22 protein-coding genes are annotated in these 21,005 nt (G+C 41.3%); 9 read left to right on the top strand and 13 right to left on the bottom strand.

Features of this window, described 5'->3' with window-relative positions; genetic code table 11:
• Positions 1-17: 17 nt before the first annotated feature.
• From BN6465_RS19970 to BN6465_RS19945, 6 genes are all read left to right on the top strand, one after another.
• Entirely contained in the window at positions 18-911 is an 894-nt protein-coding gene (locus BN6465_RS19970; protein WP_066738622.1) for a carbon-nitrogen hydrolase family protein, read from the top strand.
• Positions 912-941: 30 nt separating this feature from the next.
• Positions 942-1,562 carry a CatA-like O-acetyltransferase, family 2 gene (locus tag BN6465_RS19965; RefSeq protein WP_066738617.1) on the top strand — a complete coding sequence of 207 codons (621 nt, stop codon included), beginning with the start codon at positions 942-944 and terminating at the stop codon, positions 1,560-1,562.
• Positions 1,559-2,296 (top strand): hypothetical protein, encoded by a 738-nt coding sequence (locus BN6465_RS19960; RefSeq protein WP_066738615.1) that lies wholly within the window; start codon positions 1,559-1,561, stop codon positions 2,294-2,296. Before BN6465_RS19965 ends, BN6465_RS19960 begins: the two co-directional genes overlap by 4 nt.
• A gap of 168 nt (positions 2,297-2,464) precedes the next feature.
• Entirely contained in the window at positions 2,465-4,819 is a 2,355-nt protein-coding gene (locus BN6465_RS19955; protein ID WP_227183662.1) for a LuxR C-terminal-related transcriptional regulator, read from the top strand.
• Between the two features lie 21 nt (positions 4,820-4,840).
• Entirely contained in the window at positions 4,841-5,701 is an 861-nt protein-coding gene (locus tag BN6465_RS19950) for a patatin-like phospholipase family protein (protein ID WP_066738612.1), read from the top strand.
• Positions 5,702-5,724: 23 nt separating this feature from the next.
• Positions 5,725-5,913, top strand: coding sequence for a hypothetical protein (locus tag BN6465_RS19945; protein ID WP_066738609.1), 189 nt, complete (start codon positions 5,725-5,727; stop codon positions 5,911-5,913).
• 79 nt (positions 5,914-5,992) lie between these two features.
• Here BN6465_RS19945 and BN6465_RS19940 read toward each other — a convergent pair whose 3' ends face one another.
• The gene (locus tag BN6465_RS19940; protein WP_066738608.1) at positions 5,993-6,694 is read right to left on the bottom strand and encodes a helix-turn-helix domain-containing protein; all 702 of its coding nucleotides are present in this window, start codon (positions 6,692-6,694) and stop codon (positions 5,993-5,995) included.
• 212 nt (positions 6,695-6,906) lie between these two features.
• Here BN6465_RS19940 and pepT point away from each other — a divergent pair, with 212 nt between their 5' ends.
• Genes pepT through pepV form a run of 3 tightly spaced genes read left to right on the top strand, consistent with a single transcriptional unit; the run spans position 6,907 to position 11,050 of the window.
• A complete protein-coding gene (gene pepT / locus BN6465_RS19935; protein WP_066738605.1) occupies positions 6,907-8,124 on the top strand; it encodes a peptidase T in 1,218 nt (405 codons plus the stop codon).
• A gap of 22 nt (positions 8,125-8,146) precedes the next feature.
• Positions 8,147-9,652 (top strand): YfcC family protein, encoded by a 1,506-nt coding sequence (locus BN6465_RS19930; protein ID WP_066738603.1) that lies wholly within the window; start codon positions 8,147-8,149, stop codon positions 9,650-9,652.
• 21 nt (positions 9,653-9,673) lie between these two features.
• Entirely contained in the window at positions 9,674-11,050 is a 1,377-nt protein-coding gene (pepV, locus tag BN6465_RS19925) for a dipeptidase PepV (protein WP_066738600.1), read from the top strand.
• A 181-nt stretch (positions 11,051-11,231) separates the two neighbouring features.
• Here pepV and BN6465_RS19920 read toward each other — a convergent pair whose 3' ends face one another.
• The 12 genes from BN6465_RS19920 to BN6465_RS19865 all read right to left on the bottom strand — a co-directional run bounded on the left by BN6465_RS19920 (position 11,232) and on the right by BN6465_RS19865 (position 20,925).
• Positions 11,232-12,602: a sensor histidine kinase gene (locus BN6465_RS19920; RefSeq protein WP_066738598.1), complete on the bottom strand. Its 1,371-nt coding sequence runs from the start codon at positions 12,600-12,602 to the stop codon at positions 11,232-11,234.
• Positions 12,593-13,252 (bottom strand): response regulator transcription factor, encoded by a 660-nt coding sequence (locus BN6465_RS19915; protein WP_066738596.1) that lies wholly within the window; start codon positions 13,250-13,252, stop codon positions 12,593-12,595. Before BN6465_RS19915 ends, BN6465_RS19920 begins: the two co-directional genes overlap by 10 nt.
• Before the next feature lie 29 nt (positions 13,253-13,281).
• Positions 13,282-14,034, bottom strand: coding sequence for a lantibiotic immunity ABC transporter MutG family permease subunit (locus BN6465_RS19910; RefSeq protein WP_066738594.1), 753 nt, complete (start codon positions 14,032-14,034; stop codon positions 13,282-13,284).
• A gap of 1 nt (position 14,035) precedes the next feature.
• Positions 14,036-14,758 carry a lantibiotic immunity ABC transporter MutE/EpiE family permease subunit gene (locus tag BN6465_RS19905; protein ID WP_066738592.1) on the bottom strand — a complete coding sequence of 241 codons (723 nt, stop codon included), beginning with the start codon at positions 14,756-14,758 and terminating at the stop codon, positions 14,036-14,038.
• A complete protein-coding gene (locus BN6465_RS19900; RefSeq protein ID WP_066738590.1) occupies positions 14,755-15,462 on the bottom strand; it encodes a lantibiotic protection ABC transporter ATP-binding protein in 708 nt (235 codons plus the stop codon). Before BN6465_RS19900 ends, BN6465_RS19905 begins: the two co-directional genes overlap by 4 nt.
• Before the next feature lie 496 nt (positions 15,463-15,958).
• Positions 15,959-17,023 (bottom strand): type IV pilus twitching motility protein PilT, encoded by a 1,065-nt coding sequence (locus BN6465_RS19895; RefSeq protein WP_066738588.1) that lies wholly within the window; start codon positions 17,021-17,023, stop codon positions 15,959-15,961.
• Positions 17,024-17,034: 11 nt separating this feature from the next.
• Positions 17,035-17,547: a hypothetical protein gene (locus tag BN6465_RS19890; protein WP_066738586.1), complete on the bottom strand. Its 513-nt coding sequence runs from the start codon at positions 17,545-17,547 to the stop codon at positions 17,035-17,037.
• Positions 17,547-17,993 (bottom strand): hypothetical protein, encoded by a 447-nt coding sequence (locus tag BN6465_RS19885; RefSeq protein WP_066738584.1) that lies wholly within the window; start codon positions 17,991-17,993, stop codon positions 17,547-17,549. Before BN6465_RS19885 ends, BN6465_RS19890 begins: the two co-directional genes overlap by 1 nt.
• Positions 17,986-18,489: a DUF4860 domain-containing protein gene (locus BN6465_RS19880; protein ID WP_066738582.1), complete on the bottom strand. Its 504-nt coding sequence runs from the start codon at positions 18,487-18,489 to the stop codon at positions 17,986-17,988. Before BN6465_RS19880 ends, BN6465_RS19885 begins: the two co-directional genes overlap by 8 nt.
• An 18-nt stretch (positions 18,490-18,507) precedes the next feature.
• A complete protein-coding gene (locus BN6465_RS19875; RefSeq protein ID WP_066738580.1) occupies positions 18,508-18,831 on the bottom strand; it encodes a hypothetical protein in 324 nt (107 codons plus the stop codon).
• Positions 18,832-18,850: 19 nt separating this feature from the next.
• Positions 18,851-19,903 carry a type II secretion system F family protein gene (locus BN6465_RS19870; protein WP_066738578.1) on the bottom strand — a complete coding sequence of 351 codons (1,053 nt, stop codon included), beginning with the start codon at positions 19,901-19,903 and terminating at the stop codon, positions 18,851-18,853.
• Positions 19,904-19,941: 38 nt separating this feature from the next.
• Positions 19,942-20,925, bottom strand: a complete 984-nt coding sequence (locus tag BN6465_RS19865) for a transglutaminase-like domain-containing protein (RefSeq protein WP_066738576.1) — start codon at positions 20,923-20,925, stop codon at positions 19,942-19,944.
• Between the last annotated feature and the right edge of the window lie 80 nt (positions 20,926-21,005).

Genomic DNA, 21,005 nt, shown 5'->3' with positions numbered 1-21,005 from the left:
TCGACTGTGGAGGGAGTATGGATAAATTAAAGATTGCGATGGTACAGCAAAAAGCAGTGCCCAATGACAAACATGCTAATTTGCAGTTGGCGGTCCAGTATGTTTTAGAAGCCTCGCGTATGGGAGCGGACCTTGTTTTATTTCCAGAAATGTGGTCGAATGGATATGCACCGCCGTTTGATGGTGCTTTTGACAATCCACTGTGTACTGGTTTTGATAAAGAGCGTGCAATATGGTTAGAAGATGCCGTAGAAATTGACAGTGAATATGTTCTGGAGCTGAAAAAGATTGCAAGGGAACTTCATATCGGTATCTGCGCCACATATCTGTCAAAAACTACATCCAAGCCGCAGAATACAGCCATTATCATTGACAGAGATGGCGAAGTCATTTTAGAGTATGCCAAGGTGCATACTTGTGATTTTTCATTGGAAAAATTACTTCAAAATGGAGATGAATTCAAAGTATGTGAATTTGACGGTGTGCAGATTGGCACAATGATTTGCTATGATAGAGAATTCCCAGAAAGCGCGAGGATACTTATGCTGAAAGGTGCGGAGATTATTCTCGTCCCCAATGCCTGCGACATAAATCCAGCCAGAAAAAATCAACTCAGTTCGAGAGCTTTTGAAAATATGGTGGGCATTGCCATGGCAAATTATCCTGCGGAAAATTGGGGGCAGTCCTGCGCTTTTTCGCCGATTGTATTTGATAAAGAGGGTAAATATCTTGATAATACAATCATCGAAGCAGCCGATGTTTTGGAACAAATTTTAATCGCTGAGTTTGATTTGGATGAAATAAGAGATTATAGGAAATCTGAAACCTGGGGAAATGCTTATCGCAAGCCACAGGCATATATGGATTTAGTGAGCAGTGAAGTAAAAGAACCATTTGTGCGTACCGAGTAGAGTGGGATGTGGGTTTGAAGGAGGATACTAATGGCAAGAGAAATTCAACCGAAAGAAACAACAAGAACTCAGGCATATGAGCTTTGGATGAAGGCCCCCAATCCAATGGTAACTTTTTTCAAGACTTTAGACGTAACAAATCTGATTAAAATCAGTAAGAGAAAGCATATGAAGTTCAATATGCTTCTGGATTATTGCATCGGCAAAGCGGCTGTAAGTGTAAAAGAGTTTTACATACTACCTGTTGGCGATAAACTTATACAGTATGACTCTATTGCAGTCAATACCATTGTGAAGAATAAGAATGGGGAAGTAAGCTCTTGTGATATTTTATATGTGGAAGATTTGGATGTATATAATAAGCAGTATTTAAAATATACTTCTCAGGTGGCGGAAAACTGTGAGGATAGAGACTTATCAAATGAAAGTATGGTAATAGGCACATCAGCAATTATAGACACGGAAATTGATGGTGCTGTGGGTATGAACAGTGGTATTTTCAACAACCCGTTTATCATTTGGGGCAGATACAAAAAGAAATGGTTTAAGTACTATCTAGCACTTTCTTTTCAATTTCATCATACGCAGATGGACGGCGCTCATGCGGGTAGATTTTTGGCAAATTTACAAAAGGAGATTAATAGTTTATGATTACAAAAGTCTTAATCAATGGGAAGCAATTTACACAGCGGGATATGTATATTTGGAAAAAGAAAAGAGTAATAAAAGCGTATAAAGATTTGCATATAAAAATCCCCAAGAACGCAGCGTTAACAGAGATGAGCCGTAAATTAACGGAACAGAAAGCTCAACTTTCAGATGATGAGATTCGGACAATTCTGAGAAAGAAACTATTTTTAAGTAGATATGTGATGAAAATCGCAAGTATACTATCTGGAAAAAGACGGCGGGCAGCCAGAACAACGATAGTGGCAAAGGGAATAACTGTTGAGAAATTTAGTCAAATGTTAGATTCGTTGATGGTGGACGCTACAATGGAAAACCGGAAAGTGAATTTATCAGTCTATCCGGAGCATTATGTATTAACTCCTGATAAAAACGGGACTTTGGAGGTTATTGAAACAACCGGAAATGCCCCCGTACCAGTACAATTCTTTATAACATTTGGTGATGAAAATGGACTTACAACACCTCGAAACCCTAAATTTACACATCAATCAGCAGGAGTTGCAAAATTAGAAGATGGAACAATCATGGGCGGCGTAAGACATCAATTTCGAAATACGCCGATCGGAATAGAGTGCAGGCTGGCAGTTGAATTTCCAGTGTTGTGTCCTAAGATGATAGTCAATGCCCACCAAAAACATTTAGCCGTCGAATTTACAAATTGGCTCATTTGGATTATCAAAAACCAAAATAAATGAAATAAGTAGTTTTCATAAAAATGTTTATAATCAGCCGATTGGCCTAACAGCCAGTCGGTTTTTTGTGTTCTTGAAAATTAGTTTAAAAAACCAAATATACTATACTTTTGGCTAGTTCACTTTTGAAGTTGTAAATGATAAAATCAAAATGAAAAATGGGGGGTGATGATGATTAGTCAGCAGGATGAAAATTACAGGTTCCCGGAAAATGCAGAAAATAAGCTGAGGAATGCAAAAAAGACAAAGACGCCGGTTTATCTATACGGTGTGACAGGGATTGGTAAGACGTCACTGATCCAACAGTTTTTTATACATAGAAAATATCTTTATCATAAGGCTGTGGAGCTGGTCTGCGAGGAAAATTACATCTATATTCCAGAGGATGAAAAGCCCCATATCGTTGTAGTGGATGATATTCAGGAGATAGTAAATCAGGAGGAGCGCAGGTGTTTTACCGAACAGTCCGGAGCTCTTCTGGAGCAAAGAAATGTTTGGTTGATTCTAATATCCAGAGCCCCGGTACCCGGATGGCTTATGGATACATATATCCGGTATTCGTTTCTGACCATTGGGGAGGAAGACTTTTATTTTACCAAAGAGCAGCAGGACGCCTATCTGGAAGAAAAACTGGGCGTCCTGTCAAGTGCGGAAAAAGAGAAGATGTGGAAATGCACTCAGGGAGTTCCTATTGCAATCCGGCTTCTGGTACTCCACGGCGGGGATACGGAGGAGACCAGCGAGGATCTCTTAAATTATTTGGAAAGCCATGTGTATGACCAGTGGGACTTGGAGCTGGAAGAATTTATGATGGAAACTTCCATTGTGGAGCAGTTTACAAAAGAGCTGGCAGAGATGATAACCGGCAGCAGCCGTGTAGACACCTTGCTGGCCCGGGCGGTGGAGCTTGGGAACTTTTTCGCTGTCAGCGGCAGGGACGGGGTCTGGCAGTACAGGTGGCAGATGCTGTTATCTATGCGCCGCCGGCTGCAGAGAAAATACTGCAGGGAGAAAATCCGGCAATTATATCACCATGCAGGACTGTATTATGAGCTGCATGACCAGATTCCGGAGGCCTTGTCTATGTATGAGCGGTATGGGGATACGGAGAGTATTTCCCGCATACTGGTATCCAATGTGCGAAAAAATCCGGCTACCGGTCATTACTATGAGCTGAAAAATTATTATCTGAATCTGCCGGAAGAAGTAGTATTAGAAAATCCTATATTGATAGCCGGGATGAGTATGCTGCAGTCGATACTGATGAATGAAGAGGAGAGTGAACGCTGGTACCATGAACTGGAGATTTACGCCAAAACCCACACAGGCAGCGAACGGAGGGAGGCCAAAAGCCGCCTGCTGTATTTAGATATTGGACTGCCCCACAGGGGAAGCGTGAATCTGGCGGAGATATTAAAACATACCGGGACGCTGCTCCGGGAACGTGGGAACTGTCTGCCGGAATTTTCCGTGACCAGTAATCTTCCCTCGATGATGAACGGGGGAAAGGATTTCTGTGAATGGAGCCGGCATGATAGAGAGCTGGCGGTGTCCATTGGAAAACCTGTGGAGTTTGTCCTCGGGAAATATGGAAAAGGTCTGGTCCCACTGGCTCTGGCGGAGAGTTTTCTGGAAAAAGGTCAGGACAGTTATGAAGTCATGAGTCTGGCCCAGAAGGGAAAGCTGGCGATAGAGAGCGGAGGCAAAATAGAACAAGGCTTTGTGGCGGCGGGAATTTTATCATGGCTGTCCATCTTGGATGGGAATGAGCAATACGCGATGGAGCAGCTGGAGGCATTTGCCGGACGGGCTGAAAAAGAGGCGCCAAAGTTAATGAAGAATCTGGATGCTTTCCGCTGCCGGATATCCCTTTATCTGAACGATTATGCGCAGGCGGAAGCATGGATGAAGGAAGCTCCGGATGAGCTGGCCGAGTTTGCCACCATGGAGCGGTTCCGCTATCTGACCAAGGTGAGGGTCTACCTCCAGCAGGGGAAATATGAGCGGGCATGTACTTTGGCAGAGCAGCTTATTCATTATGCTGAAAAAATGCAGCGCACCTATATCCGGATGGAAGCCCGCCTGCTTCTGAGTACCGCCCTTTACTGCCTTCACCAGAAAAGATGGGTTGAAATAATGCAGCAATGTATCAGTGAGGCTGAAAGTTATCATTTTGTGCGGCTGCTTTCCCGTGAAGGGACGGTGACTGACAAAATGTTAAAAGAAAAAAAGTTTGTATTTCAGGATGCAGGATTTGAAGAACAGGTCAGGGCAGAATGCAGACAAATGTCGGAATATTACCCAAGATATCTTGATGCGGGAAGCTTTGGGGAGATTAAACTGCCTGAAAATGCGCTGAATATACTCCGGCTGCAGGCAGAAGGCTTCTCCGTCCGGCAGATAGCCGGTAAACTGGGCCTTACCATAGCCAATGTGAAATATCATATTAGTGAGAATTACCGGAAATTGGGCGTGAGGAGCCAGACGGCAGCAATTAATGAAGCGAGAAATAGAAATATTCTATAGAAATAGAAGGAAATGAATTAGATGAAAAATGTAGGACTGATATTGGAAGGCGGCGCAAACCGAGGGATATTTACAGCCGGGGTACTGGATTGCCTGCAGGAACATGAGATATATCTGCCCTATGTGGCAGCAGTTTCTGCGGGATCTTTCAATGCCATGGATTATGCTTCCAGACAGAAGGGGCGGTCCCGTGCATGTATGATTCCAAATGGAAGAAACCGTCCGCCTATTCATTGGAGCCACTTTTTGAGAAGAAAAGGGATGATTGATTTTGATTTGTGTTTTGATGAATATCCAAACCGTATTCTTCCCTTTGATTATAAAGCATATGAAACATCAGAGACAGACTGCGAATATGTAGCGACTGACTGCCGTACCGGAAAAGCGGTCTATCTGTCAGAACGGCATGATGGGAAACGTCTGATGCAGATTGCCAGAGCGAGCTGCAGCGTACCATATGTGTGTCCCATGACAAAACTGGATGAGAGCCTGTATCTGGATGGCGGCATATCAGATTCGATTCCCATAAGCCATGTCATAGAGCGCGGCTATGAAAAAAACATTGTTATACTTACAAGAGAAAAAGGATACCAAAAACCTGTGACAAGAAAGCCACAGAGATTGAACCGCATGTTATATAAAAACTATCCGGAACTAGTGAAGCAACTGGAAAGCAGGAACCAACGCTACAACGAAACAATAAAGTATCTGGAAAAACTGGAGCAAGAGCAGAAGGTACTGTTGATCCGCCCTCATAAGGTATTGGTCAGCCGGGCAGATAACAACACAAAGCGGATGGAAGCTTTTTACCGGCAGGGATATGCGATAGCAGATAAAAAGCTGAGTCAAATCCGGGATTTTATTTGTTCCGGCAAAGAGTAAAGTATGCGGAAAAGGAGAGTAATATGCAGAAAGAAGACAGTATAAAAGGCGGAAAAAAATTTCAAATCTCAATAACAGGAAGGCAGCATAATACTTGGCAGGGAGATATTATAGAAAGAGAACGGACAATCCCATTTTCCAGTGAATTGGAATTGATTTTTTTGATAGAAGGGCTGCTGGAACAGAGCAGCAAACAAAAGGATGTTATATAAAAGGATATATTGTATTATTAAGAGGGATAAATATAAGTGGAAAAACAGTGTCTTTCTCAGAGGAGAAAGGCACTGTTTTTTATCGTGAATTCAAAATCGTAAGACACTGATTTCTTTTCATTGCTTTAAAGTCATCTTTTGAAAATTGAAGCTCTTCTTCCAGCACATCTTTATTAGTAATTTCGATACTGGATATTATCGTCTTAAATGTAACCGGAAACATGGTGTAATTGGAAAGACCGGAGATAAGTCCCAGCTGCTGGTATGGATTTACCAAATTATCGACACAGGAAATTAAAACATATTCCAACTCTGCTATCTGGTTATGCAGGATATAAGTCTCAATGAATCCTTTTTTTGTACAGTCTCCCGTGTAAAGCCCTCCACAGTTTCCCGGATTCTTTGTGTCGTGCACATCGTTGAACAGATTGACTTTGTAAGCATGATTCTGCTCTACAGAAGGATAACGCTCAATAATGCTTTGAACAATGCACTTTTTAGGGCTGTCGTAGGTGTACATATATAATACTTCTGCAGACTGTACATATGTATTGTTAATATCGGGAAGCTCATCAGCAGACTGCAGCAGCATAGCCGGGGAGACTTGGAAGATGCGGGCTATCTCCGCGAAAGTGGGCATATCAAGAGAAATGGTGCCTTTCTCATATTTGGAAACTGTGGAAATACTTTTATGGATTCTCTCGGCCAATTCTTTCAGTGTCATATTATATGCCGTTCTGTATTTCCTTATATTACCGCCAATACATTCATCGATTTTCATAGTGTATTCACTTTCTTTAGAATCAATGTTACCGTTAATTAGCTATGTGAAAAAATAAGTTTCATAAAAAATCGTAAATATAATTACTACATTATACTTAAAATATAATACCACATGGATTTTTTTCGTGTCAAGAAAATCAAGGTCATTTGATTGAATCTATAAAAACCCATAAAATGGATATCATATTGATTATATAAGGAGGAAAGACTATGAAAGTCGAGGAGAGGCTGTTAAGTTATGTCAAGATTAAGACACCTTGTAATGAAAATGCCGAGACAGTGCCGACGACGCAGTGCCAGTTCGATTTGGCGGATGTCCTTGTTCAAGAGCTGAAGGAACTGGGGGCGAGGGCAGAGCTTGACGATAAGTGCTTTGTCTATGGGATTATCCCTGCGACAGAGGGATATGAGGAAAAGAAGAAGATTGGTTTCATCGCACATATGGATACAGTTGCCGAATTTTGTGACGGCGAAATCAACCCTGTCTGTACCCCAGATTATAATGGAGAGGATTTTCCGCTTGGTACAAGTGGACGAGTACTCAGCACAAAGGATTTTCCACATTTGAAAAAATGTAAAGGGAGAACACTGATTACATCGGACGGAAATACAATTCTTGGCGTGGACGATAAGGCCGGAATTGCTGAAATCATGCAGATGATAGAGATTCTTCGTGACAAGAATATCCCCCATGGCCAAATTAGCGTTGCTTTTACTCCCGATGAAGAATGTGGAAGCGGAGCGGCTCATTTTGATTTTGACAAATTTGACGCCGATGTGGCTTATACGCTGGACGGCGACGGGGAAGGGGAAATTCAGTATCAGAACTTTAATGCCTGTGAGGCAAAGTTTGTAATTCAGGGGAAAAATGTACATCCGGGCTCCGCAAAGGATATTATGATCAACGCTGTATTGATAGCGGCGGACATTAACCATATGCTGCCTAGATATGAGACTCCCCGCCACACGGAGGCATATGAAGGCTTTTATCATTTGTTGAGCATTCATGGAGACGAGGGACATGCGACAGCCGAATATATCGTCCGTGACCATGATGAGCATAGCTTTCAGGCAAGGAAAAATACACTCCGCCATATTGAAAAGAGCTTAAATGAAATATGGGGCCAAGGAACAGTAGTTCTTGAGTTAAAGGATGAGTATCAAAATATGGAGTGTATTATTCGTGACCATATGTATCTTATTGAACATGCAGAAAAAGCCTGTGAGGCTGCCGGTGTGCAGAAGGACATCTCGCCGATTCGGGGCGGCACAGATGGATGTAAGCTTTCTTTTAAAGGACTGCCCTGCCCAAATCTTGGCACCGGAGGACATGGATATCACGGCCCTATGGAGCATGTGACAGTGGAGGGAATGGAAGACGCTGTCAATATTATCGTGGAGCTGGTCAAAATATTTGCAAATGAATAATAAAAACAGGTAGGATGGAAAAATGGAAAATAAAAAGAAAAAGTTATCGTTCCCAACGGCGCTTACCGTGCTGTTTATTGTTTTGATTTTTGCCGCGGTGCTGACAGCGGTTGTACCTGCGGGGTTATATTCTAAGTTGATTTACAATCCAAAGAGCGACATGTTTGAGATTACGACGCCGGACGGAGAAATCGAGGAGATGGAGCCGACCCAAGAATCTCTTGATGAACTCGGTGTTACTGGTAACCTTGACAAATTTCTGGACGGGAGTATCAGTAAGCCGGTGGCAGTTCCCGGTACTTATGAAAAGGTAGAACAACAGCCTCAAGGCATACTGAAGATTTTGCTTGCGCCCATATCGGGTGTATATGATACAATCGATATTATTTTGTTTATCTTTATACTGGGCGGGTGCATAGGCGTTTTGAACTATATGGGCGCCTTTAACGCGGGAATTGCCGTCTTGTCAAAAGTGACAAAGGGTAAAGAATATATTTTGATTATTTTGATTACCGTTATCATAGCAGCGGGAGGAACCACGTTCGGTCTTGCAGAAGAAACAATCGCCCTGTATCCAATTTTAGTTCCCGTATTTTTGGCGGCCGGGTATGACGTAATGGTGTGCATCGCGGCGATTTACATGGGCTCTTCTATCGGAACAATGTTCCCCACCATCAACCCATTTTCGGTTGGAAATGCATCAAATGCCGCAGGAATCAGTCTTGCGGAAGGCATGGGAATCCGTGCCGTTGCCTTGGTTCTGGGCGTAGCGATTACGTTAATCTATATCCTACGTTATGCTAAGAAGGTTAAAGCAGACCCGACAAAGTCCATTTGTTATGACCAGTATGAGCATCATATGAAGAAATTCGGCCATCAGGGTGAGGTTCCTGAGTTTACCGGAAAAATGAAGCTGTCCCTGACGGTATTTGGTATTTCTTTCTGTGTTCTTGTCTGGGGGCTTGTCTCCCAAGGCTGGTGGTTCGACAATATGACGGCCTTGTTCCTCGCCTGCGCGATTCTCTTGGCCTTCACGTCGGGAATCGGTGAAAAGAATTTTATGGATCAGTTTATCGGAGGAGCCGCAGATTTGATGAGCGTCGCACTTGTCGTAGGTGTTGCCCGCGGAATCAACATTATTTTGGAAAACGGCATGGTCTCTGACACGATATTGGAATTCTTCTCCGGAGCAATCGGCGGCATGAATCCGATTGTATTTATCATCTTAATGATGCTTGTATTCATCGTACTTGGATTCTTCATCTCATCCTCGTCCGGGCTTGCGGTTCTCTCTGTCCCGATTATGGCGCCGCTTGCCGACACCGTAGGAGTCTCAAGGGCAGCAATTGTATCCGCCTACGCTTACGGTCTGGGATTGATTTCCTTTATCACACCGACAGGGCTTGTTCTGGCTTCCCTTGCGATGGTGGATGTTACCTATGACAAATGGCTGAAATTCATTATGCCGCTGATGGGAATTACGGCAGGTTTCAGTGCGATTATGCTTGTCATTCAGTTATTCTTATAATAAATAGAACGGAGTGTCACTATGGATTTTGAAACAAAGATAGCAGAAGATAAAGAAAGCCTGATAGCGGATATCAAGAGGCTGGTATCGGTCAACAGCGTAGAATCTGAAGCAGTGGAAGGCATGCCCTTTGGAAAAGGGGCGGCCGACGCGCTGCAGTGCTTCTTGAATATGGCGGAGGAGATGGGATTTGAGACAGAGAACTTCGATAATTATGCGGGCCATGTAGAGTATGGGGACGGCGAGGAAGTGCTGGGCATCCTTGGCCATGTGGATGTTGTTCCATGCGGAGACGGCTGGATATGCGATCCATTCCAGCCGGAAGTCATTGATGGCAAGCTGTACGGACGGGGCGTTCTCGATAATAAAGGTCCCATGACGGTCTGCCTCCACGCGCTCAAGATTTTAAAAGACATGCAAGTTCCTTTGAAGAAAAAAGTACGCTTGATCGTGGGCGCAAATGAAGAGACAGATTGGAAATGTGTAGATTACTATTTTAATAAGAAGAAAATAGCTCCGCCGCAGATATCCTTTACGCCGGATGCAGAGTTTCCTCTGAAACATGCAGAGAAGGGTGTATTTCAGTACCAGCTCGTGACGGAGTTGAAGGAAGACCTTGTTTTGGAGGGCGGAAATGCCTACAATTCCGTGGCCGAATATGCCTATGTCCTGCTTTCTGCGGATAAAAAAACAGAGATTGAGGATTGTCTAAAACAATGGGAAGCTTACACAGGATGCCGCTATGCCTGCAGCGAGGAAAAAAGTCAGTTAAAGCTGGAGGCCTTTGGATTTGCGGCCCACGCTGCCAATCCCTCCAAGGGTACCAATGCAATTACTGGAATTATGAAGGCCGTCGACGACCTTCACATGAAAAATGAACTGGGCAGCATCGCTCATTTCTATATGGAAAAAATAGGAACAGATCTCTATGGGGAAAATATGGGAGTAGGACTTGAGGACGAAGTGTCCGGCCGCCTCAGCTTCAATGTGGGTAAAGTCGAAACTACAGACGGGAAACTCATCTTTTCCATAGACAACCGCGTACCGGTCACTTACCGGTGCGAAGACGCGCAGAAACGTATAGAAGAAACATTAAAAAACACAAGATTTAAGTTTGAGAACCCTCAAATTACAGAATCCATATACGTTCCCAAAGATAGCTTCCTCGTACAAACACTCATGGACGTTTACAGAGACGTTACCGGGGATGTAGATGCCCAGCCACAAGTAGACGGGGCATGCTCCTACGCAAGAGCACTGGATAACTGCGTCGCATTCGGCGCAATCCTCCCAGACCAGCCAGACTTGATGCACCAAAAAAACGAATATCTCGAGTTAGATAAACTACCAATCTGGATGAAAATATATTTAGAAGCAATTTACAGGTTGGCCCAGTAGGGAGATTTTCGTGAATAGGGGACGAAAAGATAGAGCCGATTTGCGCCAGCGTAAGCAGGGGAGCATGGGAAAGTTTCTTACCACGGCACGTTCTCAATCTGCTTAGTTCAAGACAGAAATCTTTGGAAATTGTATGTTTCCAATTTTTCTGTCTTTTTCTGACGAAAATTTTCCCATATAATCACTTCCATATGGTATTTAAAGGAATTTGAATAATAACCTTTGCTCCATGAGTTTCAACAGAATTATCGAGCAATAACTGCCCGTTATGTTGTTTGATAATCGTATTTGTAATATACAGCCCCATTCCATAATGTGTACCAGAAGTACGGCTGTTATCACCCATATAAAATTGCTCCTTTGCACGTTTTAATGACTCTGGAGAAAATCCCGTTCCCGTATCAGAGATAGCAATGTTGAAATACTGAATATCTTCATAAACATCAAACAAAATATTACCGTTATCTGGTGTATAATCAACAGCATTTGAAGCGATATTCAAAATGGCTCTTAATAATTGTTCTTTATCTGCAAGAATATAAATAGTGTTATAATCTTCATTCCATTTTAAAGTAATATTTTTTACAGCGCATAAGCCTTTCACGTTTATTTTCGCTTCCTTTAGGATTTCAGCAATTTTCATTTGCTCTAATGAAAAAGAAAGAGGGATTTTCGATTTTGTGACATCAATTAAAATTTGCACATAATTATACATTTGTTCATAACTATTCATAATATAATCAGCACATTCTTTTTGCTTATCCATAAGTTCTGTATCATACAATAATTCTGCATTTCCCCGTAGAATGGTTAAAGGTGTTTTTAAATCATGTGCGAGTGCGGATATTTGTTCTTGTTGTATTTTATCTGCTTTCCATTGAGCCATAAGTGATTTCTTTAATTCATTTTTCATGTGTTCCAATGCTTTTAGAGCTTCATTGATTTCAAAAATACCACTATCATTTACTGTGAAATCTAAATCATGTTCCTCTATTTTTTGAGTTACAACAAGTAATTGCCGAATTTTTCCACCTGTATATTTGCCGAACAAGTGTGACACAAAAATCAATAAAGCAATCATTTCAATGAAAGCTATGATTAAGACAGGTATATCTGCAACAGGAAAGAAATTTCTTAACATATCATTTTTAAACTGTGACGCAATGCGATAACGCAAAATCAGTATTTCATTGCCGCGATCAATCGTTTTATAACGATATGGGCGTTCACTGTCTTTGTGATTGAGGATATTTATACTCCAAAATGATTTAGCCTTTTTCGTTTCAAGAGAACTGTTTTCTAAATTTCCATCTTCTGAAAAAAGGGAGTATTCACAAAAAAATGGAATATCATTGAAATCCAATTCGTTGGAAGTTTTTAACTTTTCGCTGGCATTACTGATTTCTTCATCAATTTTTACGGTTGGGACTATAACATTTGTATTCACACAAAACATATATGCTCCAATATTGATAGCGCCTATTAAAATAATTCCACAGGCAACTAATAAAATATATCTCATAAAAATAGTGCGTAGTTTTTTTACAGCCATTTATAACCGCACCCCCAAACCGTTTCTATCGGGGATATATCAACTTCCGATAATTTATTACGAATATTTTTAATATGGGTGGCAATTACCGTGTCGTCACTTTCTCCGTCAAACCCGAATATTGCTTCATAAATTTGTTCTCTTGAAAATACCTGTCCTCTATTTAACGCTAAATATTCACAAATTTCATATTCACTTTTTGTAAGTGGCACTTTTGTTGAATCTACCCTAATTTCTTTTGCGTTCAGTAAAAAGGTCACTCCCGATATTGATACAGAATACTTTTTTTCTCTAGTATCTCTGCGTAAATGTGCGCTAATACGAGCCTGTAATTCACTTGCACTAAAGGGTTTAGTAATATAATCATCTCCACCTATGCCCAATCCCTTAATAATATCTATCTCTTGTGTCTTTGCTGTCAGAAAAATAATTGGACAATCAACATAAAAGCGAATCTTTTCACAGACCTCAAACCCGTTTATTTCTGGCATCATAATATCTAATAAAATCAAATCAAATTTTCTAAAGTCTAAGTCTAAAACATCTTTGGCATTTTCACATAGAGTTATATTGTGCTTATCCTTTTCAAGTATTCTTTCTATAAGATGTAACATTGCTGTTTCATCATCTACAACTAAAATATTTGCCATATAAACACCCCATTTTCTGTTTCGGATTTTTATTCCACTGTATGTTTACCGCTATATTTTCCAAACCAAATCATTAAGATAATTATCAATAAAACTGTTAATGTAAAACAAATCACTATAGCGGTGGTTACTTCTGAATTTTGTATAGATTCTATACGTAATAAATAATTTAAAGCATAATTACTTAGACGAATACTGATTCCGTATGGTATGACAAACCAAATCCCTGTCCCTAATCCCGTTTGCAATAACGCTACCAATAGACTGCCAATAGCACCCAATCCTATACAAGCATTTTTACCAAACCTAAAAGCTATCATGAAATGGACTACATAAAATATAATATTGGTAGACCATAAGACAAAGGCAGGAAATAGAAACAATTCAATAGAAAGTGCCGTAGTATCTCTAAAAATAGGGAGCAATATATAGAAAAGAGTAGCACTCCCAATCATTGCTAAAAGACCAAAGGTTATAAGAATAAGAAATTTTGATAAAACAGAAAATCCCCTATGAGGAAGTGTAAGCAAATTTTGAAAATATCCTGCACCCATTTCCTGTTCTTCAACAATAGTACAAACAATGGCAATGACAAAAGGATAACATATTGCAAAAATTTGAAAGAATGATGATACTATATTTAATTCACTTATTGATGAAAACGCTGTATATAAAAGAAGTAAACAAACTCCGCAGATTGGCAAAGCGAGGTGTATGAAATAAAAGCTGGAATATTTTAGTTTGTATAAATCACTTTTTGTATATCTAATAAATTCAACCATTTTATTTAACCTCATTTGACAATAATTTAGAGGAAAGTATTGTTAATAAAACCGCTGTCATTAAACTAATGAACAAAGCTGGAAGAACAATTCCTTTATTCAATAAGTAAGAGCCTGTTTCTATAGCCAGTCCATTAGGATGAATGCCTAAAAAAGGACAAACTATTCTTACGGGTATCGCATATAAGTTGATAAGAAAGTAGCTTTTCTCGGCACCCCAAAGTGATATGATAACATTCCCACCAATAGAAAGTAATATTGAGGACAGATAGCTGCCAAATTTGCATAGTATCATAATAAATGGTATTTGCCATAAATATGTTACTGTCAAGAGTATGCAACTAATAAAACCATTAAGTATTGAAATCTTTGTTTCTGCAACAGTCCCTAATATAGTACATCCAAGCCACATTATCAAGTTTGAAAGTAATAGTAAAATAGCGATTGCTATCATTTTACTTAACCATACTTTGTTTCGACTGCTGGATAAGCATAATACATTTTGATAATGTGTTTTCTTTTCACGAATGATTGTATTTGCACACAAAATTGATAGCGTAATAGGAAGCAGTATCTCGTACCACCAATTATAAGAAGCAGGCTGAACAGATGTTCCACTTAAAACCAATCCTAACAAAATAGTGAAAACGGGAGAAATAACAACTAACTTTAATGGGAAAGTATGTTTCATTTTTAGGATTTCAGAACGAATCAAGGTACTCATTTCATATTTCTCCTTTCAGATTTCATAACAACATTCATAAAAACATCTTCTAAATTTGTACTATTATCAATTTGATTTTCATATCCTAATTTTCCATTTGCAATAATACCAATTTCATCAGCAATTTGTTCAACCTCTGATAAAATATGGCTGGATAAGATTACTGTTATGCCTTTAGATGGCAAAGAACGGATAAACTCACGTAATTCTTGAATGCCTATCGGGTCTAACCCATTTGTCGGTTCATCTAAAATTAAAATTTGGGGATTTGGCAAGAGGGCAAGTGCTATTCCAAGACGTTGCTTCATCCCTAACGAGAATTGCTTTGCTTTTTTTCTACCTGTATCAGTCAAATTTACAATATCAAGAACCTCTAAAATTCTTGTATCTGGCAATCCCAACGCTAATGTACGAACCTTTAGGTTCTCATATGCGGTCAAATTTTCATACAATGGGGGCATTTCTATTAAAGCACCAATATTTCTTAAATCATTACGGCGCCAGTCATGCTCGTTGATTTGAATTTTTCCAGAAGTAGGTTTTAATATGCCCACAATCATTTTTAGGATTGTTGATTTTCCTGCACCATTCGGTCCTAGCAATCCATATATTGAGTTCTCATGAATACTTAGCGACACATTGTCTACTGCCTTTTGATTTTTAAAAGACTTACAGAGTTTTATTGTTTTCAAAATTGTTCTCATAATCTTTCATATCCTTTCTTTATCTCTAATTCATTATAAGGACTAATTTTGAAGATTTCATAGAGATTTACAAATATTATAAAATGACCTATAAGGGTAGAGCTTGAAAAAGGTTCCCAGAAATGCCGTTCCGTCTGCGTCCACACGGACAGCTACGGTATAGGTAGCAGTAAATTCGACTGGAAATAGAAAAGGAACGCCGATTTTATGCGTTCCGTTGCCTATATGCTTTATTCAATTTTGATGTTCAATACTGATGTGTTGTACCATATCTTTGCAAATCCCAGAATATTTAGTGTATCAAGGCTCATTCGTAAGTAATAAATAAAAAACTTTCATATACAGAAAAGCGTACAACACACAACAACACAGATTTCTGTCTTGAGTAAAGTAAAAAGCCAGAAGGGGATATACTGAGAACGTGCCGTGGTAAGAAACTTTCCGCCCCGCCTCTCTCTTCCCAGTATATCCTCTTCTGGCCACCCTCCCCTTTACCTCAATGAACCCCCATCTTCTTTTTCACCATCTCAGGGTTTGATGCGTATGCGATTGTTGTCTCGGCGGTGATGTGTCCTTCTTGGTAGAGTTTAAGTAGGTTGGTGTCCATGGCAATCATGTCTTCTCTGTTGGAGGAATATACGATTCCGTCAATCTGGGGGATTTTGTTGTCTCTTATCATGTTGCGTATTGCGGGTGTTACGGTCATAATCTCGAAAACGGGAATGACGTTTCCGTTTTTGTCCGGGACGAGCTGCTGGGAGATAACGGCCTGTAATACCATGGAGAGCTGGACGGCTATCTGCCGCTGCTGGTTGGCCGGGAACACATCTATAATTCTGTCGATAGTGTTGGCGGCTCCGATTGTGTGCAGGGTCGATATAATGAGGTGGCCTGTCTCGGCCGCGGTCATTGCTACATCGATGGTCTCATAGTCCCGCATCTCTCCGAGAAGGATAATGTCCGGGCTCTGGCGCAGTGAGGCCCGCAGGGCTGTGACATAACTATCGGTGTCCACGTTGATTTCGCGCTGGCTCACGATACTTTTCTTATGGCTGTGAAGATACTCAATAGGGTCTTCCAGAGTAATGATATGTTTTTCACGGGTCTGGTTTATATGATCCACAAGGCAGGCCAGTGTCGTTGATTTGCCGCTTCCTGCCGGCCCGGTGACTAGGACGAGGCCCTTGGAGAGCTGCCCGAATTCTATGATTTTGGGAGGAATCCCTATTTCTTCGGGGCTTGGAAGCTGGAATGTGATTACACGTACTACCGCGGAAAGAGTTCCACGCTGTTTATACGCGCTTACCCGAAAACGGGAAAGTCCTTTGACGGCAAATGAAAAATCATCGTCCCCGTTTTGAAGGAGATCGGTCATATCTCTGTCGTCCGCCAGATGATAGATTTGATTCAAAAGTTCCCGGGTCTCGGGCGGCATCAGCCGTTCTTCGCTCTCCCGTACAATGACTCCGTTTGTGCGGCATGAGGCGGGAAGCCCGGCAACGATAAAGATATCAGAGGCCCGGTCGGCAACTGCTTTTTCCAGTAAATTTATAACATCCATGATTTTACCTCCTAGTCACTTCCTATGACTGGAAGTGTTGTTGAATTGTTCCACTCCTGAGAGGATATTTCCTTCCACTGTACAATCCGGTATAGACGGTCACCAGATGTATCAGGGGTGTTTAAAGCCAGCGTCACTTGCAGTGACTGGCGTTCGTTGACTGGTACGTTGTAAGTTATCTGTGGATTTGAAGAATCCTCGTCCGTTAGTGTATCAAACAACTTCTCGTCCTGCAGTCTGTCCAGAACCTGTTCCATATAAGAGGACGGGGCGCCGGATGCCGGGTTTGCCTGAGCCGTCTCTTTTAGTATTGTGTCAATCTCCGCCAGCCTGCAGCCAGCCGCCGCGTCTGCCTTATAATAATCTGAAGTTTTATCCGCGGCCTTTTTACTATATTCATAATCTCTTATGGCACTTGACAAGGAAAGCGTAGCGAAGGCTGTAAGGCATAAAATCATAAATACAACAAGCATCAACGAGGTGCCAAACTGGACGGCGGGATAACTTTTTTGTCTTCTCTTCATCAATTCCAGCCCTCCTCTTGGATATATTTCTGGGCTTCTAGATTATAGATTTCTTTATTACCCTTTATTTCCTCGACGACAAAACTACCGGAAGAGATGTGCCCGTCCGTCGTCTGCTCAATAGTGAGACTAAAGACTGCGTCTGCTACCGGGCATAGTTCCCAGTTTTTGTCATAATAAATTGTGTATGTAGTTTTATCCGGCGATAGCTTACCGGCGGAATACTCTTTCTCCAGCAAGGGAAATAGGTCGTCGCCGCTGCGGAAAAGTTCTGCAAAGGTAGAGGCCTGATTGACAGCCATGTCCAGATTTTTTGTGTCCTGACTTATGGTATGTGATTTGACAAAAAAGCGCACGCACACTGCAGAAGCCAGACTGAAAAAGAAGATGGCGGCAATTAATTCTAATAGGAACAGACTGGAACGTCTGGAGCTTTGCTTACTCATAAGGCGCCTCCTTCTCACTTCTTGTGGAGACAACGGCTGACGAGGTCTCTCCACTGTCCGTGGTACAAGTAAAGTAAAAGCGGTTATCCGAAAGCTGCTCCATAGAAAAGTTGTGGACGGGCATAATTTCCCTGCCGCTATCCGCAGAGGCAGCTACACCGTCCTGTATAAATAATTCTCTCAGAATACCGTTATCTTCATATATATATGTGACATAAGTCTGATCGTTGTCATAGGTAAGTTCAATGACTAATGACGGAAGGCCGTCGAAAGTACCGATAGACACTGCCTGATTCTGATCGCTTTGATGAATCTTCTCTGTTACATAAGAAAGAACCGTTCTGGTATTAAAGCCAGATTCTGAGGCTTTGGTCGTACTGCTGTAAATATTGGCAGATAAGATAATGACAACCAGAGAGGAGGCTGCAAACACAAAAAATAATGCAATTGGAAACATAAAGTCTATTACGTGTTTTTTTTCATTTGAAAAACGCATGTCTGTCCTCCTGCCCATTTATTTTTCAATAATTGTTACATCCGGCATTATATTTGCGCCGGCAATCTGATAATCTACAAAAAAATCATTACTGTCATATTGAATCCCATACTCTTTTTTCAAATAGGTCAGGCTTTCAGGATATCTTCCTTCTACGGCAAAGCAGTGGGTGATCCCTCTCTGAATAGCTGCCTCAAGACTCTTTTTTTGCTCTTCTTTTGTACGGGAAGAAACCGAATCCACTCCAACATAAAAGCAGGCGGCAATACTGCAGAACAACAATGTTGAAAGGACAAGGCGGCGAAAATGGTGTTCTTTTTTGCCATGGTAAAAACGTGCCATCGAATACCTCCTTTATTTGCTATAATCCCGCCATAATTCCCATAAGTGGAAGCATGACAGAAAATAGGATAATACCTACGATTATAGAAAGGATAATTACCAGAGTAGGCTCTAAAACTGAGATAAATGAGTTGATTTTCTCATCAACCTCCTCTTCGTACTGTGCGGCAATCGTCTCCATGATTTCATCCATAATTCCGGCTTTTCCAGCCAGAGAAGTCATGCGCGAATAGATGCCGGTAAATATTTTTGTTTCATGAAGTGCTTCAGGTAAATCTTTTCCTTCACTTAATAATTCTTGGCAAGAAACAATTTTGTTTAAAAAATAAGGATTATCAATTAAATTTTTAGAAAATTCCAGAGCGTGCTCTGGAGTAGCGCCACTTTTTAAGGTTAGAGACATCCCATCGGCAAAACGGCATGCAGCCATTTTTTCGTAGAGCTCTCTGGAAAAACGAAAATGATATCCCAATTTCAGTAATCTGCTCCGTCCCGATGCCGTTTTTGTAAAATATATAAAAAGAAGAATCAATGCAATCAGTAAAGCAATAAATACGGAAGCATATCGTGACAGGACGCCTCCTAAAGCTAAAATTCCCCCTGAAAATCCTGTCATCTCACGGCCGAGCTGGATAAATACTTGATTGAATATAGGCATTACTTTTGTGATGAGGACAATAACGACCAGCAGCATCATTCCTATCATAATCAAAGGATATGTCAGTGCGCTCCGTATGCTTTTTGCTATCGCTTCTTCCCGCTTATAGTGGGAGGAAAGCGATTCCATGACCTCATCCAAAGTGCCCGTCTCTTCGCCAATCTGAACCATCTGCAGCATGTAGCTGGGGAAGACCGCTGTTTTTTTCAATGAATCATATAACTTTCCACTCTCAAGCATCTCCTCATTCATCGTGCCGAGAAGCACTTTTTCTGCCTCGCTTTGAGCGTCCTCAAGCATGATAGAAAGCCCCTCCATTGAGGAAATACCTGACTTTAATATCATTGCCATCTGTTCGGAGAAAGCGGCGATTTCCATGTTTGAAAGTGATTTTTGCTGTACCTGTGCGGCCATAGGCGACTCCTTTCCTTTTCCGTATTAAAACTCTAATTCTAATAGGTGTATTTTACAACATATTTACTGCCGTCACCGATGTACTTTTTGACATCGGAGCTTTTATTGTTGGCGGCCAGAGTAGGATCCATCAGGGACCAGTTCTTGCCGTCGAATTCAATAATATTATCGACCCAGCCAATCTCGTCTACATAGCAGCTGATCCATGCGTGATAGATATCGCCGACATATCCTACTTCAAGCTTAGTAGGAATCTTCTGGGTGCGCAGCATACAGGACATTACGGCTGCGTAGTCGAAGCAGATTCCCTTTTTTGTGGAAAGTGTCTCGTCCACATCCGGCGTGTATCCGTAAGGAACCTTCTCTGCTTTAGGGGTATCGTATTTAATGGTCTTGATAACATAATTATATATTTTTGTCACCACATCTAAATCCGAATAGCAGTCTTTGGCAAGTGATTTTCCCTTTTTGACCGCGTTCGTGCCTTCGTTAAAGTCAACATATTTGTTCGGATACAAAAAAGGGGTGAATTCATTGGTAATGGCCACATCTACATCTTGGGTAAAAGAAATGGCATACAAGTCATCTTCGATGGAAGCCGACTCAAGAAGCGTTAAAGTATATGCGCCGCTGCCCCCCGGCAGAGGATAGACTTCGTACTCTCCATATTGTGTGACGAGGTAAGTATAGTCTTTACCGTCTGGCGTCTTTACTTGGAATTTGACCTTTTCATTACTGCCGTTGTACTGGACCATTACATAGCCCTCTGCCGTATTGGAGGCGTCTATCGACACCACATCCCCGGTGTATACAGTACTTCCCGATGCCTGAGGTATCAGTACCTGCGGTGTATTATCCCGGGGCGCTTCTTTTTTTGTGCCTTTAGAACTGGAGGACTTTTTAGAAGAGCTATTTTTTGCCTCACTCTTGGAAGAACAGGCCGTACAGGCAATAGAAAAAGAGAGAATTAAACAGCATATGACTAAGAGACAGCCTTTGCGAACAACAGCGTGACCTTGCATATACGAACCTCCTCTCCTTCCGAAAAATATATATTTTAGTATAGCATAAGAGTTACAATTTTGGTAACTTTTCAGAAAAT

The organism is Bariatricus massiliensis (assembly GCF_900086725.1).
GTDB lineage: Bacteria > Bacillota > Clostridia > Lachnospirales > Lachnospiraceae > Allocoprococcus > Allocoprococcus massiliensis.
Note: the sequence above shows the minus strand (reverse complement) of the source record. Positions and strands in the feature narration are given on the sequence as shown.